General features: G+C 43.4%; 15 protein-coding genes. 7 read left to right on the forward strand and 8 right to left on the reverse strand.

From position 1 onward, the window contains the following. Positions 1 to 56 precede the first annotated feature (56 nt). From VME0621_RS03240 to VME0621_RS03250, 3 genes are all read left to right on the forward strand, one after another. Positions 57 to 1,094 (forward strand): cytochrome-c peroxidase, encoded by a 1,038-nt coding sequence (locus VME0621_RS03240; protein WP_062455611.1) that lies wholly within the window; start codon positions 57 to 59, stop codon positions 1,092 to 1,094. Continuing rightward, entirely contained in the window at positions 1,091 to 3,892 is a 2,802-nt protein-coding gene (locus tag VME0621_RS03245) for an ATP-binding protein (RefSeq protein ID WP_065311646.1), read from the forward strand. Before VME0621_RS03240 ends, VME0621_RS03245 begins: the two co-directional genes overlap by 4 nt. A gap of 70 nt (positions 3,893 to 3,962) precedes the next feature. Continuing rightward, entirely contained in the window at positions 3,963 to 4,547 is a 585-nt protein-coding gene (locus tag VME0621_RS03250; RefSeq protein WP_062455617.1) for an HAD family hydrolase, read from the forward strand. Positions 4,548 to 4,559: 12 nt separating this feature from the next. Here VME0621_RS03250 and VME0621_RS03255 read toward each other — a convergent pair whose 3' ends face one another. The 8 genes from VME0621_RS03255 to VME0621_RS03290 all read right to left on the reverse strand — a co-directional run bounded on the left by VME0621_RS03255 (position 4,560) and on the right by VME0621_RS03290 (position 14,507). Next, positions 4,560 to 5,513, reverse strand: a complete 954-nt coding sequence (locus VME0621_RS03255) for a sensor domain-containing diguanylate cyclase (RefSeq protein WP_062455621.1) — start codon at positions 5,511 to 5,513, stop codon at positions 4,560 to 4,562. A 398-nt stretch (positions 5,514 to 5,911) separates the two neighbouring features. Continuing rightward, positions 5,912 to 6,334, reverse strand: coding sequence for a YMGG-like glycine zipper-containing protein (locus VME0621_RS03260; RefSeq protein WP_038226438.1), 423 nt, complete (start codon positions 6,332 to 6,334; stop codon positions 5,912 to 5,914). 176 nt (positions 6,335 to 6,510) lie between these two features. Further along, positions 6,511 to 8,961 carry a family 20 glycosylhydrolase gene (locus VME0621_RS03265; RefSeq protein WP_062455624.1) on the reverse strand — a complete coding sequence of 817 codons (2,451 nt, stop codon included), beginning with the start codon at positions 8,959 to 8,961 and terminating at the stop codon, positions 6,511 to 6,513. A 341-nt stretch (positions 8,962 to 9,302) separates the two neighbouring features. Continuing rightward, a complete protein-coding gene (locus VME0621_RS03270; protein ID WP_062455627.1) occupies positions 9,303 to 9,926 on the reverse strand; it encodes a bifunctional 4-hydroxy-2-oxoglutarate aldolase/2-dehydro-3-deoxy-phosphogluconate aldolase in 624 nt (207 codons plus the stop codon). Positions 9,927 to 9,936: 10 nt separating this feature from the next. Then, positions 9,937 to 10,857, reverse strand: a complete 921-nt coding sequence (locus VME0621_RS03275; protein WP_062455629.1) for a sugar kinase — start codon at positions 10,855 to 10,857, stop codon at positions 9,937 to 9,939. A 66-nt stretch (positions 10,858 to 10,923) separates the two neighbouring features. Then, on the reverse strand, positions 10,924 to 12,420 hold the full coding sequence (locus VME0621_RS03280; RefSeq protein ID WP_062455632.1) for a sodium:solute symporter family protein: 1,497 nt from the start codon (positions 12,418 to 12,420) through the stop codon (positions 10,924 to 10,926). Positions 12,421 to 12,604: 184 nt separating this feature from the next. Further along, positions 12,605 to 12,997 carry a RidA family protein gene (locus VME0621_RS03285; protein ID WP_006069083.1) on the reverse strand — a complete coding sequence of 131 codons (393 nt, stop codon included), beginning with the start codon at positions 12,995 to 12,997 and terminating at the stop codon, positions 12,605 to 12,607. A gap of 70 nt (positions 12,998 to 13,067) precedes the next feature. Next, complete coding sequence (locus tag VME0621_RS03290; protein ID WP_062455635.1) at positions 13,068 to 14,507, reverse strand: N-acyl-D-amino-acid deacylase family protein; 1,440 nt, start codon at positions 14,505 to 14,507, stop codon at positions 13,068 to 13,070. Between the two features lie 182 nt (positions 14,508 to 14,689). Between VME0621_RS03290 and VME0621_RS03295 the strand changes: the two genes are divergently transcribed. The 4 genes from VME0621_RS03295 to VME0621_RS03310 all read left to right on the forward strand — a co-directional run bounded on the left by VME0621_RS03295 (position 14,690) and on the right by VME0621_RS03310 (position 18,381). Further along, positions 14,690 to 15,958, forward strand: coding sequence for an amino acid deaminase (locus VME0621_RS03295; protein ID WP_062455638.1), 1,269 nt, complete (start codon positions 14,690 to 14,692; stop codon positions 15,956 to 15,958). A 10-nt stretch (positions 15,959 to 15,968) separates the two neighbouring features. Beyond that, positions 15,969 to 16,832 (forward strand): MurR/RpiR family transcriptional regulator, encoded by an 864-nt coding sequence (locus tag VME0621_RS03300; protein WP_038226420.1) that lies wholly within the window; start codon positions 15,969 to 15,971, stop codon positions 16,830 to 16,832. Positions 16,833 to 16,970: 138 nt separating this feature from the next. Beyond that, complete coding sequence (locus VME0621_RS03305; protein WP_006069087.1) at positions 16,971 to 17,180, forward strand: hypothetical protein; 210 nt, start codon at positions 16,971 to 16,973, stop codon at positions 17,178 to 17,180. Further along, positions 17,158 to 18,381 carry an alpha/beta hydrolase gene (locus tag VME0621_RS03310; RefSeq protein WP_062455641.1) on the forward strand — a complete coding sequence of 408 codons (1,224 nt, stop codon included), beginning with the start codon at positions 17,158 to 17,160 and terminating at the stop codon, positions 18,379 to 18,381. Before VME0621_RS03305 ends, VME0621_RS03310 begins: the two co-directional genes overlap by 23 nt. Positions 18,382 to 18,492: the final 111 nt, after the last annotated feature.

Below are 18,492 nucleotides of genomic sequence, written 5' to 3' on the forward strand. Positions count from 1 at the left end.
AACGACAAATAAGTATCCCATACTGATACATATGATCAATATTATGTGTACATTGTATGAACAAAATTCTCATTAGGTGGCTATCCTCACTATTCGCTATTTTGATACTTGGTGCCTACCTGCTTCTGAATTTTGACTCGCCCCTGACACTCCAACAACTTAAGCACGAAGAGCACCACTCCCTCGCCCACAAACAGCAATATGGTGTTGTTCACCTTGTTGCTCCAATTGAACACACCAGCCTAGAGGGCAACGACAAAAATAAGGCGCAGTTAGGACTACAACTTTTTCTTGACCCTAGGCTGTCATCCAATCAGCAAGTGAGCTGTGAATCTTGCCATCATATTTTCGATAATGGTGCGGAAAATGTCCGTGTCTCAAGAGGCGTAAATGGATCAGGTGTTAGGAATTCTCCGACAGTATTCAACATAGCCTATAACACTCGTTTCTTCTGGGATGGGCGTGCTTCAAGCCTAGAGAAACAAATGGACGGTCCCGTCCACAACCCTCTCGAAATGAATACTAATTGGAGAGACATCGTTGAATACGTGCAATCGGTGCAAGACTACCGCGTGCAATTCAACGAGTACTTTGGCGGAGTCATCACAGAAGAAACGGTCAAAAATGCCTTAGTCATGTTTATGACCGCCCTTAATACACCAGATTCGCCTTTCGACTTATTTCTTAAAGGGCAAACCGATGCAATGGAGCCAATTGCACAAATGGGGTGGGAGAAGTTCCAATCTTTGGGTTGCGTAGTATGTCATCAAGGAACCAACATTGGGGGCAACCTTTTTCAGAGATTTGGCAATGTTAGTACTACGACTAGTCAAGAAAGAGACCTAGGTCGTTACAACGTCACTGGAATTAATTCTGATAAAGGAGTGTTTCGTGTCCCTAGCCTAAGAAATGTCGCAAAGACTGCACCTTATTTTCATGATGGTCGTGCTGCGACATTGGAAGAGGCGATTGTTACCATGGCTAAAGTACAGCTAGGAAGAGAGTTAGATGCCACTACAACTCTTGAAATTAGCGCCTTTCTAAATGCACTGTCGGCTCCGCCTCCCCCACTCTTGACGGAGTTAGCGCAATGAAAAGGAGATTGTTTAACCGTTCACGGATAGAATTGCTCTACATGCTTGGTACTTTGATAGCCGCCTGTTGGCTTGTGATAAGCGCCGTAAATAGCTATGTCAGTGAAGCTTATCAGAAAGCGTACCTATCACTATCTCAGAATGTCACTCACAACCTCGAAGAGATATACGTCTTTGAATATAGTGACAACAGTACCTATGACCAGTTTTCAAATGAATTGGTATCTATAGAACTGTTATCTGACAAACTGTATGAGAATATTCGACAAAACCATAATGCCTACTTTCCAATTCTGAACCCGGTACCTGAAGCAGCAGTCACCTCCGCAAAAACCGTTCGAGACGCAATGTTGTCATTTACGCAAAGATTAGAACGACTACTCAGCGCAAAAGTATCTCTAGAATATTCCAGTAAAACAATCCAAGCTTTAAAAGACAAGCTCTGGAGAGACTCCCTAAATGAAGCTGACAAGCTTTCCATCTATCGGTACCTTGATGCTAAAAGCAACTTAAGCGATTTATCAAGCACACTCCGCGACAATACTAGCGTCGTAACCCTAGACAACTATATCCGACTAAACAAGCGTGTGATGCAAGATATTAGCAATGAAAAGAAAGCCCTAATTGACAGTGAAGTTCATCGTTTACTAAATCAAACCAACGATTTCTGGTTACAACGCTCTTCAGACACCAAGGTTCAAATCGCTTTGTCATCAGTAACGCTTTTTTTGTGTTTAGGCGCATATCTATACTGGCGTCAATGGCTACAGCAACATGTAGAAGCCAAATTGAACAAGGAGTTGCTCGACAACGAAAAAGAGCGCTCTCAGCTAGCAATGGTAGTAGAACACGCTAGCGACGCCATTGTGATTACAAATAGAGATGGCCTAACAACATGGGTTAACAGTGCATTCGAGAAACTCTCAGGCTACCAACTTGCAGAGACCATCGGCAAGAAGCCAGGTGACCTTCTACAAGGAATTGACACTTCCAAGGAGGAAATAAAGCGAATTTCAGATGAACTCGGTCAAGGGCATACTGTTCAATCAGAGCTTTTGAACTATCACAAAGATGGGCGCCCATATTGGATCGACATTGTTATAACACCGATTAGGAATATTCATAATCAAATCGAACAGTTTATCGCAGTAGAACGAGACAGCAGTGATAGAAAGCAGTTGGAGCAGAATCTCCAACAAGCGGTCCAAGTAGCAGATGCCTCCAACCGAGCTAAATCAACATTTCTTGCTACCATGAGCCATGAACTGAGGACGCCACTAAATGGCATTTTGGGCATGGCTCAAATTCTCGAGTCCTCAGTAACACAGGCGCAACATAAAGAGCAACTCAGTGTTTTGCTTGAGTCTGGAAACCACTTGTTGTCTTTGTTAAACGACATCCTCGATATATCAAAAATAGAAGAAGGAAAACTCGAACTTGAAGATATCGACTTTGCGATAGACGAACTTTGTTCTCCAATAATCAGTACGTATTCAGCCATTTGCAATGAAAAAGGTATTCAGTTCAAACTGAACAATCAATTACCATCCGGAAAATCGTTCCGAGGAGATAAATCGCGAATCAGACAATTAATCTTTAATTTGCTCGGAAATGCCGTCAAATTTACAGAGCGTGGATCTGTTGAGCTAGTTTTTTCGAATTCTCAGAGTTCAATGTCGAAAAGTAAAGAGCAATTGAATATTGATGTCATTGATACTGGTGTTGGCATCCCAAGTGACAGACTAGCTACAATCTTCGATCCTTTTACTCAAGCAGAAGCATCTACAACAAGACAATTTGGGGGAACTGGGCTTGGACTGGCAATTGTAAAAAAATTGTCCAACCTCATGGGAGGTGACGCTTATGTGTCCAGCGAACTAGGCAAAGGAAGTAAATTCACTGTCACCGCCAACCTAACGCCAATTGAGAACAAAGAAATTCAGCTTAAAGACAAGGTCTCACTCGATGAACAGGCAATTGCTCAGTCTCTTGCTATCCTTCTCGTCGAAGATAACAAAGTTAATGCTCTCGTCGCGAAGACATTTTGTATGAAACAAGGTCACAATGTAGAAGTAGCGGAAAATGGGAAAATAGCGATAGAGAAAGTCGGTAAAAAACAGTACGACCTTATCATTATGGACAATCATATGCCCGTAATGGATGGCATAGAAGCAACTCGTATCATTAGACAAGAGCTAGGGTCAAAAACCGTCATATTTGGCTGTACCGCTGATGTATTTAAAGAAGCTCATGATAATTTTGTTGACGCTGGTGCAAACCATATTCTGACTAAGCCCCTGCAAAAAGAGAGTTTTATCGATGCTCTCCAAAGGTACCAACACCTATTGGTGAACCCAACGCCACCTGAAAACAGTAATGTTATCCAGTTAGTGCGCCACGACATCATGCAACTCGACTGCACCAATACTGAAGCGGAACTCACGCTGTTGGATTCAACTAGCGAATCGAAACAAGTGCGGTTAGACAATATAGAGCAATTTAAATCCATCGGCGAAGAGACGCTCAATACACTCGTCAAAGTCTATTCTTCACAAGACGTTATCGGGCTCAAAAACGTCATTATAACGCTGAGGAAGGTAGCACAAGAGTCCGAGTTGAATAGACTTATCAACAAAATAGACGTGTTACTAAGTGAGTTAGATAACGATACAGTCCCGAATATTGAAGCGATGCAATCACTGGTTAACCTAGTCGAAGTCAATATCCATGAAGCGATTCGCATACTTGATCATCAGCAAGGGATGCGGCCGCCAATATCAACAATTTCACCAAATTAACTATCGATACTAACACAAGTTCAGGATACATTATCATTACCGGATGTTGTGAAAAAAGAGATGGAATTTAATGCTCAAAGCGGTAGTGTTTGATTTGGATAATACGTTGGTATCTTGCAACCTCGACTTTAAGCTTCTTCGTAAAGAACTAGCCTGTCCTGATGACAAAGATCTGCTAGAACATGTTGCTAGCTCGAGCGAGGACGCTAAACGCAGGGCACTAAACGACATTATTCTTCGCCATGAAATCGAAGATGCTCGATCAAGTACACTTATGAAGGGAGCACATGAGTTGCTAAAGTGGATGGAAGAAAAGCACCTCTATTCAGGCGTCATTACTCGCAATTGTCGTCAGGCTGCAGAGACGAAGCTAAAATCCAACAAAATTAAGGTTCATGAGCTTATTACTCGAGAAGATTTTCCTGCCAAACCCAACCCTGCTTCGTTACTCTTTTTAATAGAAAAATGGCAACTGGCATCGGAACAAGTTATTTACGTCGGTGACCACGAATACGACATAAAAACCGCAGAGAATGCAGGCTGCTTAAGCTGCTTTATTTCTAATGGTAACGTGACGCCACCTAACATGACGGAAGCAACATATACTTTCGCTTCCCTTGGTGAGTTACACCACTATTTAGTGAAAACCTTATAAATAGAATATTGGTTATTTGGCCTGCTTACTTGCATACATCGCTAGATCAGCTTTAGCCAATAAATCATTGTGTGAGAGATCTTCTAAAGGTGAGAAACAAACCACACCTACGCTATAAGACAACTCAAATTCGCTGTCACTCGAACCATTGAACATCGCTATTTGATCTTTGAAACGCATCAATGGAAATTTGGCATCCACTCCTGTGGTTCCAGACATGAGTACAACAAACTCATCCCCCCCAATTCTCGCTATCACATCGGAATCTCTAAAGTTCTCAACGAGCAATCGAGCAAAGGCCACTAACGCTGCATCTCCCTGACCATGCCCGTATGTATCGTTGATCAGCTTAAACTGGTTGAGATCGAATGAAGCCATAGTGTATGGCTCCATAGCAAAACGGCATCGGTTGATGACCTTGTCAGCCAATATGTTAAAGCCTCGGCGGTTTGAAATTTGAGTCAATTCATCAATCGTGCTATCAAGGCACGCTATTAACTCATCTTCTGCGAGTTTTGCCAAATCAATAAGGTCTTGGACTTCTTGGTCACTAAAATGTCGAGGTTTGCTATCAATGATACACAACGTCCCCACCTTAACATTGTCAGCTAGCTTAATTGGCACACCTGCGTAAAATCGAATATTAGGTTTAGATACAACAAGTGGGTTGTCACTAAAGCGTTCGTCAGACAGAGCGTCCGAGATAATAAACGGCTCATCACCAAGAATGGCATGCCCACAAAATGAGATATCCCTTGCCGTTTCAGTTGCATCAAGACCTACACACGATTTGAACCATTGCCGATCTCGTTCAACAATGCTCACCATAGAAATGTCTACGCTAAACATACGCTTAGCTAGACGTGTCACCCGATCGAACCTCTCTTCAGGCGTAGCCAATAGCTTCAAAGTTTGAAGAACACTAAGTCGGTAATCGTCATTTCTAGGTATCGGTGCTGGTTGCATATGTCTCTGAACCATTCTCTATCGATAGCTATAAAATTAGACAAAATACGCGAGTTCTGCCATATCTATGTAACTAAATCGGTACAAAATGATATGAACCTAGAGGAATTAGTGATAGAGCAGTTAATTGCATATTGCAAAGTTAATGCATATTGCAATTGCATAATGAGAAATTCCGCGTTAACTATGCATTGATATTGCCTTAAACCTTAACATTAACCAAAAGAAATATTGGCACGCGAAATGCATTATAGAAAATGACTTCAAAATTTGAGGTCACCTAGCCAACTGACGTTGTTAGTGAACCGATTTGTTCACACTGTTTTCGGCCGATTGAGTGATCAATCGGCCTTTTCTTTATCTGATGTTTTAAAACTGGAGTAATGTCCAGCTTTTAACTAGCTAGCATCAATTACTTGATCGTCTTGCTGAGCTTCCATCTCTGCCAATTTCTGCTCTAGCTCTTTAATGCGAATTTGAGCTTCAAGCTCATCAGCACGCATCTCCGCTTCACTACGATTATCCTGTTTTATCCCATCGGCCAAAATTTCAGTACGATTAGTTTCGCGTGAATCCTCAAGGTCTTTCATTGAACCAGCAACACCACCAGCAACACCACCAGCGACCGCACCTTTAACCGCGAGTTCAGGCTCACCAGTTAAAACCCCCATGGTAGCGCCTAATAACGCCCCTCCAGCAGCTCCGCGGTTTCTCGCAGAGTTTTCGTTTTCTGAATCAAACGCGGGCGAAGAGCATCCTGCTAGCAGCGCGAGGGTAGAAATAGCGAAAAGTGATTTAAGTTGAGATTTCGAAAATGTCATAGGATGCTCTCGACGTTATGTGTTTGCTTATGGATAGACTAACGCCTTGAGCCCTATTACTGAATTCACTTGTTGTTATTAAGCTGATAAGCAGTGGTTATCAGTCAATATCACATAAAAAGCCCCAGTTTAATTGGGGCGTTTATTGTTATGCCATGCCGAGTGGATTGGCAAGATTACTTTGATAGTGACCAAAGCAACATTTCCGTCGGCTTCACAGTGGCGACAATGCTTTCATCAATGATCTTAGCTGAGTCATTAATCATAGACTGATATTCCCTTGCGTCGGCTGAAGACACTTTCTTGCCAGCTTCGGCTTTTGTTACCAGTGTCAAACCTAACTGAGCGATGTTCTGTGATGCCTTAGCTAACGGTACCGTCTCTACTGACGCTACGTTGTTAGCAAAGACTGTAGCCGCCTCAGAAGAAGCATTGAGTAATTGCTCGTAGTGATTTTTAAGCGACGTTAAAGCAGACTTATCCCCATTAACGTATTGTGTCACCAAATCACGCATTTCGTACACTGTGTAGCTCTCTACCGGAAGCGCATCAGCGAAACGATTCAGGCGTTCGTGTTGATTGTATAAATCTCCTGGATTCTCAGTCTGAATCCATTTTTCCCAGTTACGCGCATAGTATTGTGCAGGTTCAGTGTACTTCGCCAGCACCAATAAAGGTGTTATATCACTGCCATTCGCTAACCTTTGCATCATGACTCTTGCGTCAGCATGGTGGCGCATACCCAAAGAAATTTCCGACCAATTATCGATAGCACGCATACGCTTATACATGCTTGCTTCATCGGTCAGGTTTTCACTTGACCAGAATCGCTCCGCAATTGCATAACTGCGAGGCCAAATTCTGTTTTCCATCGTCATCGAATTGATATTTTCACCCCAAACGGTGATTTCTCCACCCAATATCAGTTTTTGTTCTTGTTCGTTCAATTCAGCGGGATAACCACCAGTTGGCTCAGGAATTGACGCTCCCTCTTGTGCTGAAGAGGCAACCAGTTTCCCCGTCGTTGGCCACCTTACATTGCCAATAAGCTGATAGCTCCCTTCGGCAAATTGCTCTCCCGCTAGCTTGAGGTTGAACTCTGTATATGACATGAAGTTATCAAAGTGGCCGCGGAATATCTTGCCAGGTTCATATTCTAAGATCTCAACTTCAGCTCGAGATTTACCGTTATAATCCGTAAATGCACGAACTTTACCGTCTTTTGCTTGAATAATAGTGAGTAAGCCTTTGCGTGGGCCACCTTTAGTACGCGGTTTTTCCCACAGGTAGCTAACAAAGCGTTCCCCTTCGTGAAGCTTATCGTCAACGGTGATGCCACTCGGCATCGGATCATTTCTATAGTGATAACTTGTAGGCTGTGGTTGGTCTAAGTAGTAGCCTGTTGATAGCAACCCTTGGTAACCCTCTTGTGCCGCACGGCCAATACTGTCATGACCTCGCCAGCTCTGAATCACGATCGATTTGGGAAGATCTTTGTGCCAGATTTCGTCCCAGCCGCTCATCTTCTTACCACGCTCCTCAAGCATTTTTTCCACTTTCGCGTTGAGGTACGACTGAAGACCTCGTTCACCATCAAGCTCCTTATCTTTGATAAAAGCTTGAATTTCTGGATTTTCTTGCCATTGTTTGTAGTTAGGCTCATCACCACCGATATGGAAGTATTCATCCGGGAACAATTCAACCACTTCGTCGAATACACTTTCTAACATGACATACAATTCAGGGTTCGTCGGGTCCATCAGAGGCTCAAATACCCCCCATTCTCTCTGCTGCGGATAACTTTGTTCCCCTAACCCAGACATCAGTTCTGGATAAGCATGAGCAACGGCTGACGCATGGCCCGGTAACGAAATTTCAGGAACCACACGAATACCTAGTTTACGTGCATACTCTACGACATAACGAATTTGATCTTTGGTGTAATAGTCACCGTCCGTGGTTTTCTCCCACAGCTTAGTGTAGTTATCTAATTGAATTCGGATTCCTTGGTCATCCCAAATATGCCAATGGAACACGTTCATTTTCGCCGATGCCATCGCATCAAGTTGGCGCAAAATCACCTCCATTTCAATGAAGTGACGAGATGTATCATAAGAAACACCACGCCATCTAAAACGCGGTTCATCGACAATACTGATTGCCGGAACAGAGTAACCATTAGCATCGGTCTGGACCAGTTGAAGAATGGTTTCAATACCACGAATAGCGCCATATGGGCGACTCGACTCTAAAACAATTTTGCCGTCATTGCTCGTTAGCTTGTACGACTCATCAGCATCAATATCTTGCACCTCACTCTTAGCTGGGGACTGAATGTCGATAATAAGCGTAGCTTTATCCTCTGAATCAGCTCGCCAGTTAAGCGTCGGTAGACCTGTTTGACGTTCTAAGCGTTCTACAAATCGCTTAGCCGTATATTCGACTCGGTCGGAATTAAATCCTTTGATATAAATACTAAAATCTTTATCTAACGTTACGCTTCCTTGACCTAATTCCACCGATTGTGGATAAGGCATTAAATTTAGATCAGTATTTGGTGCCATAGCCCATGCTGCCGTTGTTGTTAGTGAACCGGCTATCAATAACGATAAGATACTTTTTTTCATTATTACTTCCTTAGAATACAAAGTTCAGACCAATACGATAGCGTCACTCAGTTTCGCCTTTATTTGGTCCTGGGATATAAATGTTTTTGTCTGCATCGACAATTTCTGCGTATGGCCTCATAAAATCTGAGTGCTTGCAGAGAAATCTAACGGTATGCTCACGCGCGATAAATTCAGGATGAAACCAGCGCTAAAAAACTTATTGATATGATTTTTTTCATTAATAATTATCTATTTTAGAGTTGTCAAAGGGCTACCCAAATCAATGGGCATGAAAACGAAAATAACTGGACTGAAAAGCGACCAGCTTAATTACTGGCCGAATAACAACATAAAACTAGTTATCGTGTCGCAGCTACAGCTTCTCGTACTAGCTCACCAATGTGTTCCCACTGCTCGTTTTCGATCAACGATGTTGCAACCATCCACGTACCACCGCAGCAGTGAACTCTGTCGAGAGATAGGTAGTCATTGACATTCACTTTGCTGATACCTCCTGTCGGCATAAATGCAACATCACCGTAAGGCGCCAATAGCGACTTAACCATGTTTACACCGCCAGATGCTTCTGCAGGAAAAAACTTAAGGAAAGACAATCCTAATTCTAGGGCTTGCTCAACTTGGCTTGGGTTATTCACTCCAGGGACAATGGTTATATTGTTTTCTTGACAGTATTTAACCGTGTTGGGATTAAGGCCAGGAGCAACAATAAACTCAGCCCCTGCTTCAATAGCAAGATCTACCTGTTGTGAGTTCAAAATGGTACCCGCACCAATACACAACTCAGGGTAGGCATCTCTCATAGCCTTGATAGAAACTGCTGCCGCCTCTGTTCTGAATGTGACTTCAGCGACTGGAAGGCCATTCTCGACTAAAGCCTTAGCTAAAGGAATCGCATGGTCCACATTATTAATTTGAATGACAGGAATAACTTTGAATTGTTTTAATTTATTAATTAACGACATGTTGACCTCCTCACAATAAATGATCCATAGCGCCAAGCGGAACAATAGCGCCAGGATGTTGAATAACGATAGCAGCAACAGAATGAGCAAACTCGGCAGATAACTCGCACGACTGACCACTCAATCTCGCAGACAAATATCCCGCAGCAAAGGAGTCACCGGCAGCACAGGTATCAATCACATTCGCAACCTTCGATGCTGTGACAAAGTGGGTATTAATCTTATCGTTTTCTCGAGTTATCACCTTACATGGCTCGCTACCACGCTTAATCACCACTTCTGGAATTTCAAATCGCTCACAACGTGATTCAATAGACTCTTGCGTCCCCCATATTTCTTTCTCATCATCTTCTGTGAGTAACGCTATATCCACATAAGGCAACAGCTTTTCATACCACTGTCGAGCGTCGGAGCTACTCCAAAGCTGAGGACGGAAGTTATTATCAAATATGACTTTTTTACCACTATCATGGTGGTGTTTAGCCATGGTCAGCATTCGTTCCCTAGCACTATTGTTCAGTATGGCTAAGCTGATTCCGCTGAGATAAAGCGCATCATGTTGGTTAGCGGCTAATGCGACTTCTAGTTTACTGACCACATTGTCAAAGTAGTATTTTGCGGCACTGTCATTGCGCCAATACAGAAAGGTTCGCTCTCCATTTGCATCAGTTTCGACTAAATACAAACCAGGCTGTTTGTCTGACACGGTTTCAACCAGGCTCGTGTCGATATATTCATCGTTCCAAGCTCGCTTCATCTCAACCGACAGTTTGTCTTCACCCAGTCCCGTCGCGTAGAAAACATCAATATCTCTATTGCGTCCAAGCCTTGCTAGATAAAGCGCAGTGTTAAGAGTGTCGCCACCGAATGTTCTTCGAAGTGGCTCCCCACTCAGTTCCACCATACATTCACCGAAGAAAGCTACTTTCATCAGAGCCTCTTAAAATATTAGAATTAGAAGAAGGAGTGCCGCGCGCACTCCTAGATAAGACCATAATTACTCAGTAACTGGTGTCGGTTTTGCTGAAGTTTCTTGAGGAGCTGAGCCCAACTCCATTTGAGCGCGTTCAGCATCAAGAATCGCTTGAGCTTGCTCAGGAGAGACCTTATTTTCAGGTGTCACTAGGCTAACCACAACACCTGCAATTGTTGCTACCGTCACTGATGGGATAACTGGATTGCCCCAAAAAGCTGTTAGGTCTGCGCTGAACATTACTGTGAATGACGCTGCCGATGCACCAACAAGTGTCGCAATTGCCCCCTGCCAAGTGTAACGTTTCCAAAAACGACCCAACATACCGCATACAAACATGCCTGACATGACCGTTGAGATCATCTTCGTGATATAGCCAATGATGTCATTCGAAGTTAGTGCGAACAGCAGTGCAAAGCCGATAACAACAACCAATGCTAGACGAGAGTAGTTCAGCATTGACTCTTTATTTGGCACTCGGCCTGTGAACATTACATACACATCGCGAAGAAGAATTGAAACGCCCGCTATAGCATCTGAGCTTGCACTAGACATTGTTGCCGACAAGCCCGCGATAAGAACGATCATACCAACCCCTACCGGTAGCACAGTCGCTGCAATATAAGGGAATGCGAAATTAGCATTGTCTAGGCCTGGTTCAATGGCGTGAGCAGCCATACCGATAATTGCTGGGATAATCGAGAAGAACAGATACAAAACACCAGACAATACAAATGAACGGCGAATAGTTGAGACATTCTTACCGGAGTAGATTCTTTGACGGAAAGATGGCGTCGCCAACACACCAACACCAATGACCACGGCTAGAGAGACAGCAGGAATAAGACCAAGTTTTTCAATCGCAAGGAAGCTTGTTGCCGCCGGGTCCATTGCTTCGTAAAGATTGTCCATACCACCGATGTGTTGCACAGATAAAACCGCCATCAAAATAAAGCCGACAAATAGGATAATTGCTTGGATAGTGTCGGTCCAAACAACCGCTGTGTATCCGCCAATGACAACATATATTGTGAATGCTGCTGCGATGATGACTTTTGCTACGTTGAGGTCAATATCGGCAATCCACGCCAAATACATACCGCCACCAAGAATATGAGCACCAAGCCAACCAATAGAGGCAATAAAGATAAGCACACCAACGACATTTTTAACGACACGGTTGGCACCGACGTAATACGCGAGTTCTTCACTCATTGTCATGAAATTAAGCTTTCGAACTGGTGCAAACCAAAGGGCTAATAGCAGAATACCTAGCGCACCGCCGATACCATAAAGTGCTCCAGCCCATCCATTGGCGTAGCCAAAGCCAACCGCTCCCATACTTGATCCAGTACCAACCATGGTTGCGACTGTCGTACCCAGCACAAGAAACAGAGGTAAACCACGTCCACCTAACAAAAAGTCTTCACCAGACTTTTGGTTTCGTGACACAAACCATCCTAGCCAAATAAGAAAACACACATATATTCCGAAGCCGGATAAAAATAGTGTACTGTTCATTGAACACCTCCAGAGATATAAGTGACTCATTTAAGCCACTTACCGTTTTACGTTATTTTAAACTCAGAAGTAAGAGGCACTTCTGAATTAAGTCCATTTAGATTGTAAATAATTATATTTTTGTGAAGAGCATTCAGTAGAATGCCCTTAATATTAATTTAAGTAATATATGACAAGTATTTAATTAACGACGGTCTTCGCGATAGCACGTTACATCAACTTCAACTTTTACGTCGACAACAAGATCGCATACCATACAAATACGAGCAGGTGGGTTTGCACCAAAAAACTCTTTAAATACTTTATTAAATGACTGGAAGTAGCGTGAGTCTGTCAGAACGACTTTGACATGTACTACATCTTCAAGGCCGTAACCTGCTTCCTCCATAATGTCTACACAGTTCTGGATTGCAAGACGAGATTGATCAACAATCCCTCCTTCAACGACTTCGCCGTCAGTCATTGGCGTTTGACCTGAAACGTAAAGAAAGCCTCCCGCTTCAGTTGCGCGAGCGAACGGTAAATGTTGACCACCTGTACCTACACCACCTTCAACACCATAGCGCTTAATCGTCATTTTAATTCTCCAATTATCTATTTTTTAACTAATTTTATATTTCTGAGAGCAAATAATGCTCATTTAAATATTACTTCTCTTGACGATATATAAATCGCCCAAATCTATTTTCAGCAACGGTTTTATTTGAGTAACTAATATTTCCGTTAACCAATACACACTCAATTCCATCAGCGACTGAAATGGGATTTTCAAATGTTGCGGTATCTTTTATTTTCTGTTTGTCGAATATCACGATATCAGCGAACGCACCTTCGCTAATGACACCTCGATTCGATAGGTTGTATCGTGTCGCAGACATACCCGTCATCTTGTGTACTGCTTCTTCCAAAGGAAATAATTCGCGATCTTGACAGTAATGGCTCAACACTTTGGGGAATGTTCCCCATAGACGTGGATGAGGATGAGGATCATTGGGTAAACCATCTGAACCCACCATCGTCAAACGATATTTCAAGACTCTTTCAACGTCTGCTTCATCCATGCAGTGATAAACAGCGCCGGCAGGTTGCAAGGCTTTTGCCGCTTCAATAAGAGGCAATTCCATCTGCTTTGCGATGTCCGCGAGCATTTGTCCTGCGCACTCTGGTTTGGTTTCAGACCATGTAATGAAAATATCAAAATCTTCGGTTACTTGTTTTAAATCTAATGTCGACGAGCTAGCAGAATATGGGTAGCAGTCGCAGGAGACATCTTGATGAGCTGATGTCTTCTCCATCAAATCAAGAACTTCAACTGTACGGCCCCAATTACCAGCACCTGCACATTTTAGATGTGAGATGACAACAGGCACCTTTGCGTGCTTTCCAGTCTCAAAAGCCTCTTCCATCGCATGCAATATTTCTTCAAACTCAGTACGCATGTGTGTGGTATAGATACCATCATGCTCAGCAAGAACCTCAGCTAACCGCATAACTTCACTGGCTGTCGCCTGTTTCGCACTGGCATAGGCCAAGCCTGAACTTAGACCTAACGCACCTTGTTGCATCGCTAAATCAAGCGTTGTCCTCATCGAAGCTAACTCTTGCTCGCTGGCCTCTCTGAAAAGATCATTCATCACGTTATTACGTAACGTGGTGTGGCCAACTAGAGCAGCGACGTTCACGGCTGGTTCTGCTGAAGACACCGCCTCTGCGTATTGAGCAAACGTCGGGTACTTAAAATCTTCCTGTTTGCCTAACAAGTTCATTGGATCCGGCGGCGCGCACTCCAATACAGCAGGCGATGCACTGATACCACAGTTACCGACGATCACCGTGGTAACACCCTGACTGATTTTTGGTAAGCAATCGGGATAGCGAATAACATTGGTGTCGTCATGAGTATGTACATCAATAAAACCAGGACTGACGATCAAGCCTTCAGCATCAATAACAGATGTCGCTTTCTCGTTTGTTAATTCACCAATTTTAACTATTCGATCTTTTACTAAGCCCACATCCGCTTTGTACGCTGGAGTATTGGTACCATCGACGATTTCTGCATTTCTAATAATTATGTCGAACAACATGACCTTCTCTCTCAGTTCGTGCATTTCACACAAACAATCATAGATATTTACCCACACAAACACAGTGACTAATTACACATTTTCACTCATAAAGTTTGATAGTTTCTAACATGTTAATTATCATAGTTATTATCAAACATTAAATATCAATAACTTAAGTCATGTTAGAAAGAGATTTATCAATGATAGATTTAAAAGAAAATGATAGAAACAAACAAAAAAATGCCACGGTACCATTTGGCAGAGGAATGAAAGGAGTACCAGTGACGGCTGAACTTAAGGCAAAATACAGCCTTATTGATGAAGAAATTAGCCTACCCGTAGCAGTTATTAACAAACAAGCATTGCTGAATAACATGGACTGGATGCAAGCTTTTGCTAACTACCATGGTGTTTTGCTTTGTCCCCATGGAAAAACCACCATGACACCAGACTTTTTCGCCATGCAAAAGCAAAAAGGTGCATGGGGGATAACAGTAGCGACAGCACCACAAGCAGAAACAGCGGCTAGCGCAGGGTTAAAAAATATCATGATAGCTAACCAACTGGTTGGTAAAGCCAATATGGCAATGGTGGCTCGTATTAAGAAAGAGACTCAAGCTAGAGTCATCGTATGCGTAGATTCAGCCATTAATGCTGACCAATTGGAGCATTTCTTTTCAAGCATGGATGCAAACATTGAAGTGTTAATTGAATACGGTGTTGCTGGAGGTCGCTGCGGTTGCAGAACAAGACGAGAGGTAGTCGAACTTGCTAAACATATTAGTACTTTGCCTCATGTCTCTTTGGTCGGAATCGAGGTCTACGAGGGGGTCATTCATGGTGGAGATGAAGAGTCTCTCGTTAGGGCTTTCTTAACAGACACTATTGAACTTGGACGCGACCTCATCAGTCAGGAGTTACTGCCTAACAAGCCTATTATCACCGGAGCCGGATCCGCATGGTATGACGTTGTGGCAGAAACCTTCGCTCATTTGAATGACTTTCAGGCTGTTATTCGACCAGGTTGCTATGTTATTCATGACACAGGGATCTATCTTGACGCCCAAGATAAAGTCATGGCCAGAGCCGTTAAAAATGGCGGTTATGCTTGTGAGTTGGGTGGTGACCTAACCTCTTCGCTCGAAGTATGGGCATATGTAATTTCTAGACCAGAACCGACCAAAGCGATCGTAGGACTCGGTAAGAGGGACGTCGCCTTCGATGCGGGACTGCCGATCCCAGAACGTATCTACCGTGCAGGTGCTCAAATCAAAGAAAGCAAGATCATCGCTACTGATGTTATGGACCAACACACATTTTTGGCCATTCCACCGGAGTCGTCACTTCAAGTTGGTGATATGATTGCGTTCTCAACGTCACACCCATGTCTTACGTTTGATAAATGGCGTCTTCTCGCGATCAGCGACGATGAACATAACATTGAGCAATGGGTAGAAACGGCTTTTTAGAGGGAAAGTTTTGACCGTAGAAGTAGACATCATATCTCAGATCACGGAGCGCTACAGCGCGCTTCGTGATGCTGAAAAGAAAGTGGCAGATTTAATTACCGACGACATACATTCTGCCGCCAACGCGAGTATTACTGAACTTGCACAGCAAGCAAGCGTTAGTGAAGCGACTATTACGCGATTTGCTAAGGCTGTAGGTTGTCTTAATGTTAGAGATCTTAAGATCAAACTGGCGCAATCACTCGCCGTTGGGCAGCGCTTTATCATTGAACCGCCCGACCAAACAAGCCACCAAGGCATTTACGAATCGATCAAACAGGCGTTGGATATCAACCGTGCCCTAATCAATGAAGCCGATATTAGCCAAGCTGTTACCATGCTACACTCAGCTAGACAAATTATCGCAGTGGGTGTGGGTGGCGGTTCGACAATTACCTCGCAAGAGCTTCAACATCGTTTATTTAGACTAGGTTACCCTGTAGTCTCATACAACGATGGTCTGCTTACTAGAATGGTAGCTGCTACTGCAGACGCTAACGATGTCATGGTGGTCATCTCCGCAACGGGGCATACCCCTGTTATCGTCGAAACCGCAGAAATTGCTCAGCAATACGGGATTAGAGTGATAGCCATAACCCCTGCTGACTCACCTTTAGCAAAGCTCAGTGATATTGTTCTTCCCATTATTCACAAAGAAACCGACTTCATCTACAAACCGTCGGCGTCTCGCTACGCTATGTTAGCTCTGGTTGACGTATTGTCGATGGAGCTTGCCGTCAATCACAAGCGTCGCTCTCGTGACCGCTTACGTCGCCTCAAACTCGCTCTAGATACTCACCGCACAGGCAGTGATCGCCAACCTTTAGGTGATTAAAAGTATTCAAACATGAACGCAATTGTGAACTAGCGTTCATGTTTGGTTCATATTGATTGCTCTATTATCTAACCATCAAGGAGCGATGCACATAAAGACTCATCCATTTTCCGACGCTGTTTATCAAGAGAGGTCATTATGAAAAAAGCACTCCTAACCGTTAGCGCCGTATTTATTGGCTTTGTTGCGATGATGTTCAGTTTGATCATGGCAATTCCACTTACCATTGCTGCATATGTCACAGGTAATCGTATTAAGAAAGAGCTCGACAAAGAGTTAGCTCAACAGCGCCAAAATATGCAAGGCAATACAATAGAAGGTGAATATGAAGAAGTCTCGTCCAAGTAGTTCTGCTATTCGCGAAATACGTTCGCGACATAAAAGAAAACTGGTCGCGCTTGTCTTCTATATTTCTGTATTCATCACAGCAGGTGTATTTGGTTGTTCTGCCAAGAACACTAACCCTGAATACCAAAAAGCAAAGGCACTCCCTGCCTATCAGCAAGCTTCGTTTGAGCAATACATCCAAGATACTCAACGATGGCTTGCTGAAAACCGTGCATTCAAATCTGACGATCATCAACAAGAGATCGTGCTCAATAGTCCCTTTGAGCTAGTGCCTGACTTCCCTAATGGTCAAGCCATATTGTTAGTACACGGACTTGGTGACTCACCCTACTCATTTCACGACATTGCGGAACATTTAGTTAAGCAAGGCTATTTAGTTAGAGCAATTTTACTTCCCGGGCATGGCAGTAAGGCCGGTGATTTGCTGCTGCCTAGCTACTCTGACTGGGAAAATATCGTTTCGCACCATACTCAGCTACTGCTTAAAGAATACGCTAACGTTTGGCTAGGCGGATACTCTACCGGCGCTAATCTTGTGACTTCCTATGCACTGAATGATGATCGTGTCTCTGGGCTGTTGCTCTTCTCTCCAGCATTCCAACCCAAATCGGAAGCAGTCAAATACGCGCGCTTTGCAAGTTACTTCATAGACTGGGCTGACCAAGACCCAGAGAACAATGTACTACGCTACAATTCGCTGCCTATGAATGGCGCAGCCGTCTACTACCAAACGGCAAAAGTCGTACAAGATAACCTCGCGACTCATTCTTTCGTCAAGCCAACGTTAATGGTGTTGAGTGAAGCCGATAGTGTTGTCGATACCACCGCGGCCTCCCAAGCATTCCAAAACCAGTTTATCCATGCTGAAAGCAGACTTATTTGGCAAGGAGAACACTCTCCTCACGGTCAGAGAATTGTGAGTCAAACGATGGTTTTGCCTGAATATCGCGTTTCCAACGGCTCTCATATGGGTATGCTATTCAGCCCTAACAATCCTTATTATGGGCAGAGTGGTACGATCACCATTTGTGATAACGGTCAACGTGACATTGACTATGCAAACTGCCAGTCAGGCCATCAGGTATGGTATTCCGCTTATGGTTATCAAGAACCAAACAAAATCCATGCACGGTTAACCTTCAACCCTCATTTCCAAGAGCTTGTGAAATCTATTGATTTAGTAATGAAACCTGACTCCTAGCTACAAATCAACTGTTTCTTTTATAATCACATAGCTCTCCAGAATAGACATTTTTGTTGATATCAGTTCCAAAAATGATAATTTGACGATGATAATTTAAACATTTACAAT

Origin of the sequence: Vibrio mediterranei (assembly GCF_900088415.1) — a bacterium.
GTDB classification, from domain to species: Bacteria; Pseudomonadota; Gammaproteobacteria; order Enterobacterales; family Vibrionaceae; genus Vibrio; species Vibrio mediterranei.

What these genes read in the sequence shown, in the direction of transcription:
- VME0621_RS03240 (WP_062455611.1), top strand. Translation starts at nt 57, where the DNA reads ATGAACAAAATTCTCATTAGGTGGCTATCCTCACTATTCGCTATTTTG.
- VME0621_RS03245 (WP_065311646.1), top strand. Translation starts at nt 1,091, where the DNA reads ATGAAAAGGAGATTGTTTAACCGTTCACGGATAGAATTGCTCTACATG.
- VME0621_RS03250 (WP_062455617.1), top strand. Translation starts at nt 3,963, where the DNA reads ATGCTCAAAGCGGTAGTGTTTGATTTGGATAATACGTTGGTATCTTGC.
- VME0621_RS03255 (WP_062455621.1), bottom strand. Translation starts at nt 5,513, where the DNA reads ATGCAACCAGCACCGATACCTAGAAATGACGATTACCGACTTAGTGTT.
- VME0621_RS03260 (WP_038226438.1), bottom strand. Translation starts at nt 6,334, where the DNA reads ATGACATTTTCGAAATCTCAACTTAAATCACTTTTCGCTATTTCTACC.
- VME0621_RS03265 (WP_062455624.1), bottom strand. Translation starts at nt 8,961, where the DNA reads ATGAAAAAAAGTATCTTATCGTTATTGATAGCCGGTTCACTAACAACA.
- VME0621_RS03270 (WP_062455627.1), bottom strand. Translation starts at nt 9,926, where the DNA reads ATGTCGTTAATTAATAAATTAAAACAATTCAAAGTTATTCCTGTCATT.
- VME0621_RS03275 (WP_062455629.1), bottom strand. Translation starts at nt 10,857, where the DNA reads ATGAAAGTAGCTTTCTTCGGTGAATGTATGGTGGAACTGAGTGGGGAG.
- VME0621_RS03280 (WP_062455632.1), bottom strand. Translation starts at nt 12,420, where the DNA reads ATGAACAGTACACTATTTTTATCCGGCTTCGGAATATATGTGTGTTTT.
- VME0621_RS03285 (WP_006069083.1), bottom strand. Translation starts at nt 12,997, where the DNA reads ATGACGATTAAGCGCTATGGTGTTGAAGGTGGTGTAGGTACAGGTGGT.
- VME0621_RS03290 (WP_062455635.1), bottom strand. Translation starts at nt 14,507, where the DNA reads ATGTTGTTCGACATAATTATTAGAAATGCAGAAATCGTCGATGGTACC.
- VME0621_RS03295 (WP_062455638.1), top strand. Translation starts at nt 14,690, where the DNA reads ATGATAGATTTAAAAGAAAATGATAGAAACAAACAAAAAAATGCCACG.
- VME0621_RS03305 (WP_006069087.1), top strand. Translation starts at nt 16,971, where the DNA reads ATGAAAAAAGCACTCCTAACCGTTAGCGCCGTATTTATTGGCTTTGTT.
- VME0621_RS03310 (WP_062455641.1), top strand. Translation starts at nt 17,158, where the DNA reads ATGAAGAAGTCTCGTCCAAGTAGTTCTGCTATTCGCGAAATACGTTCG.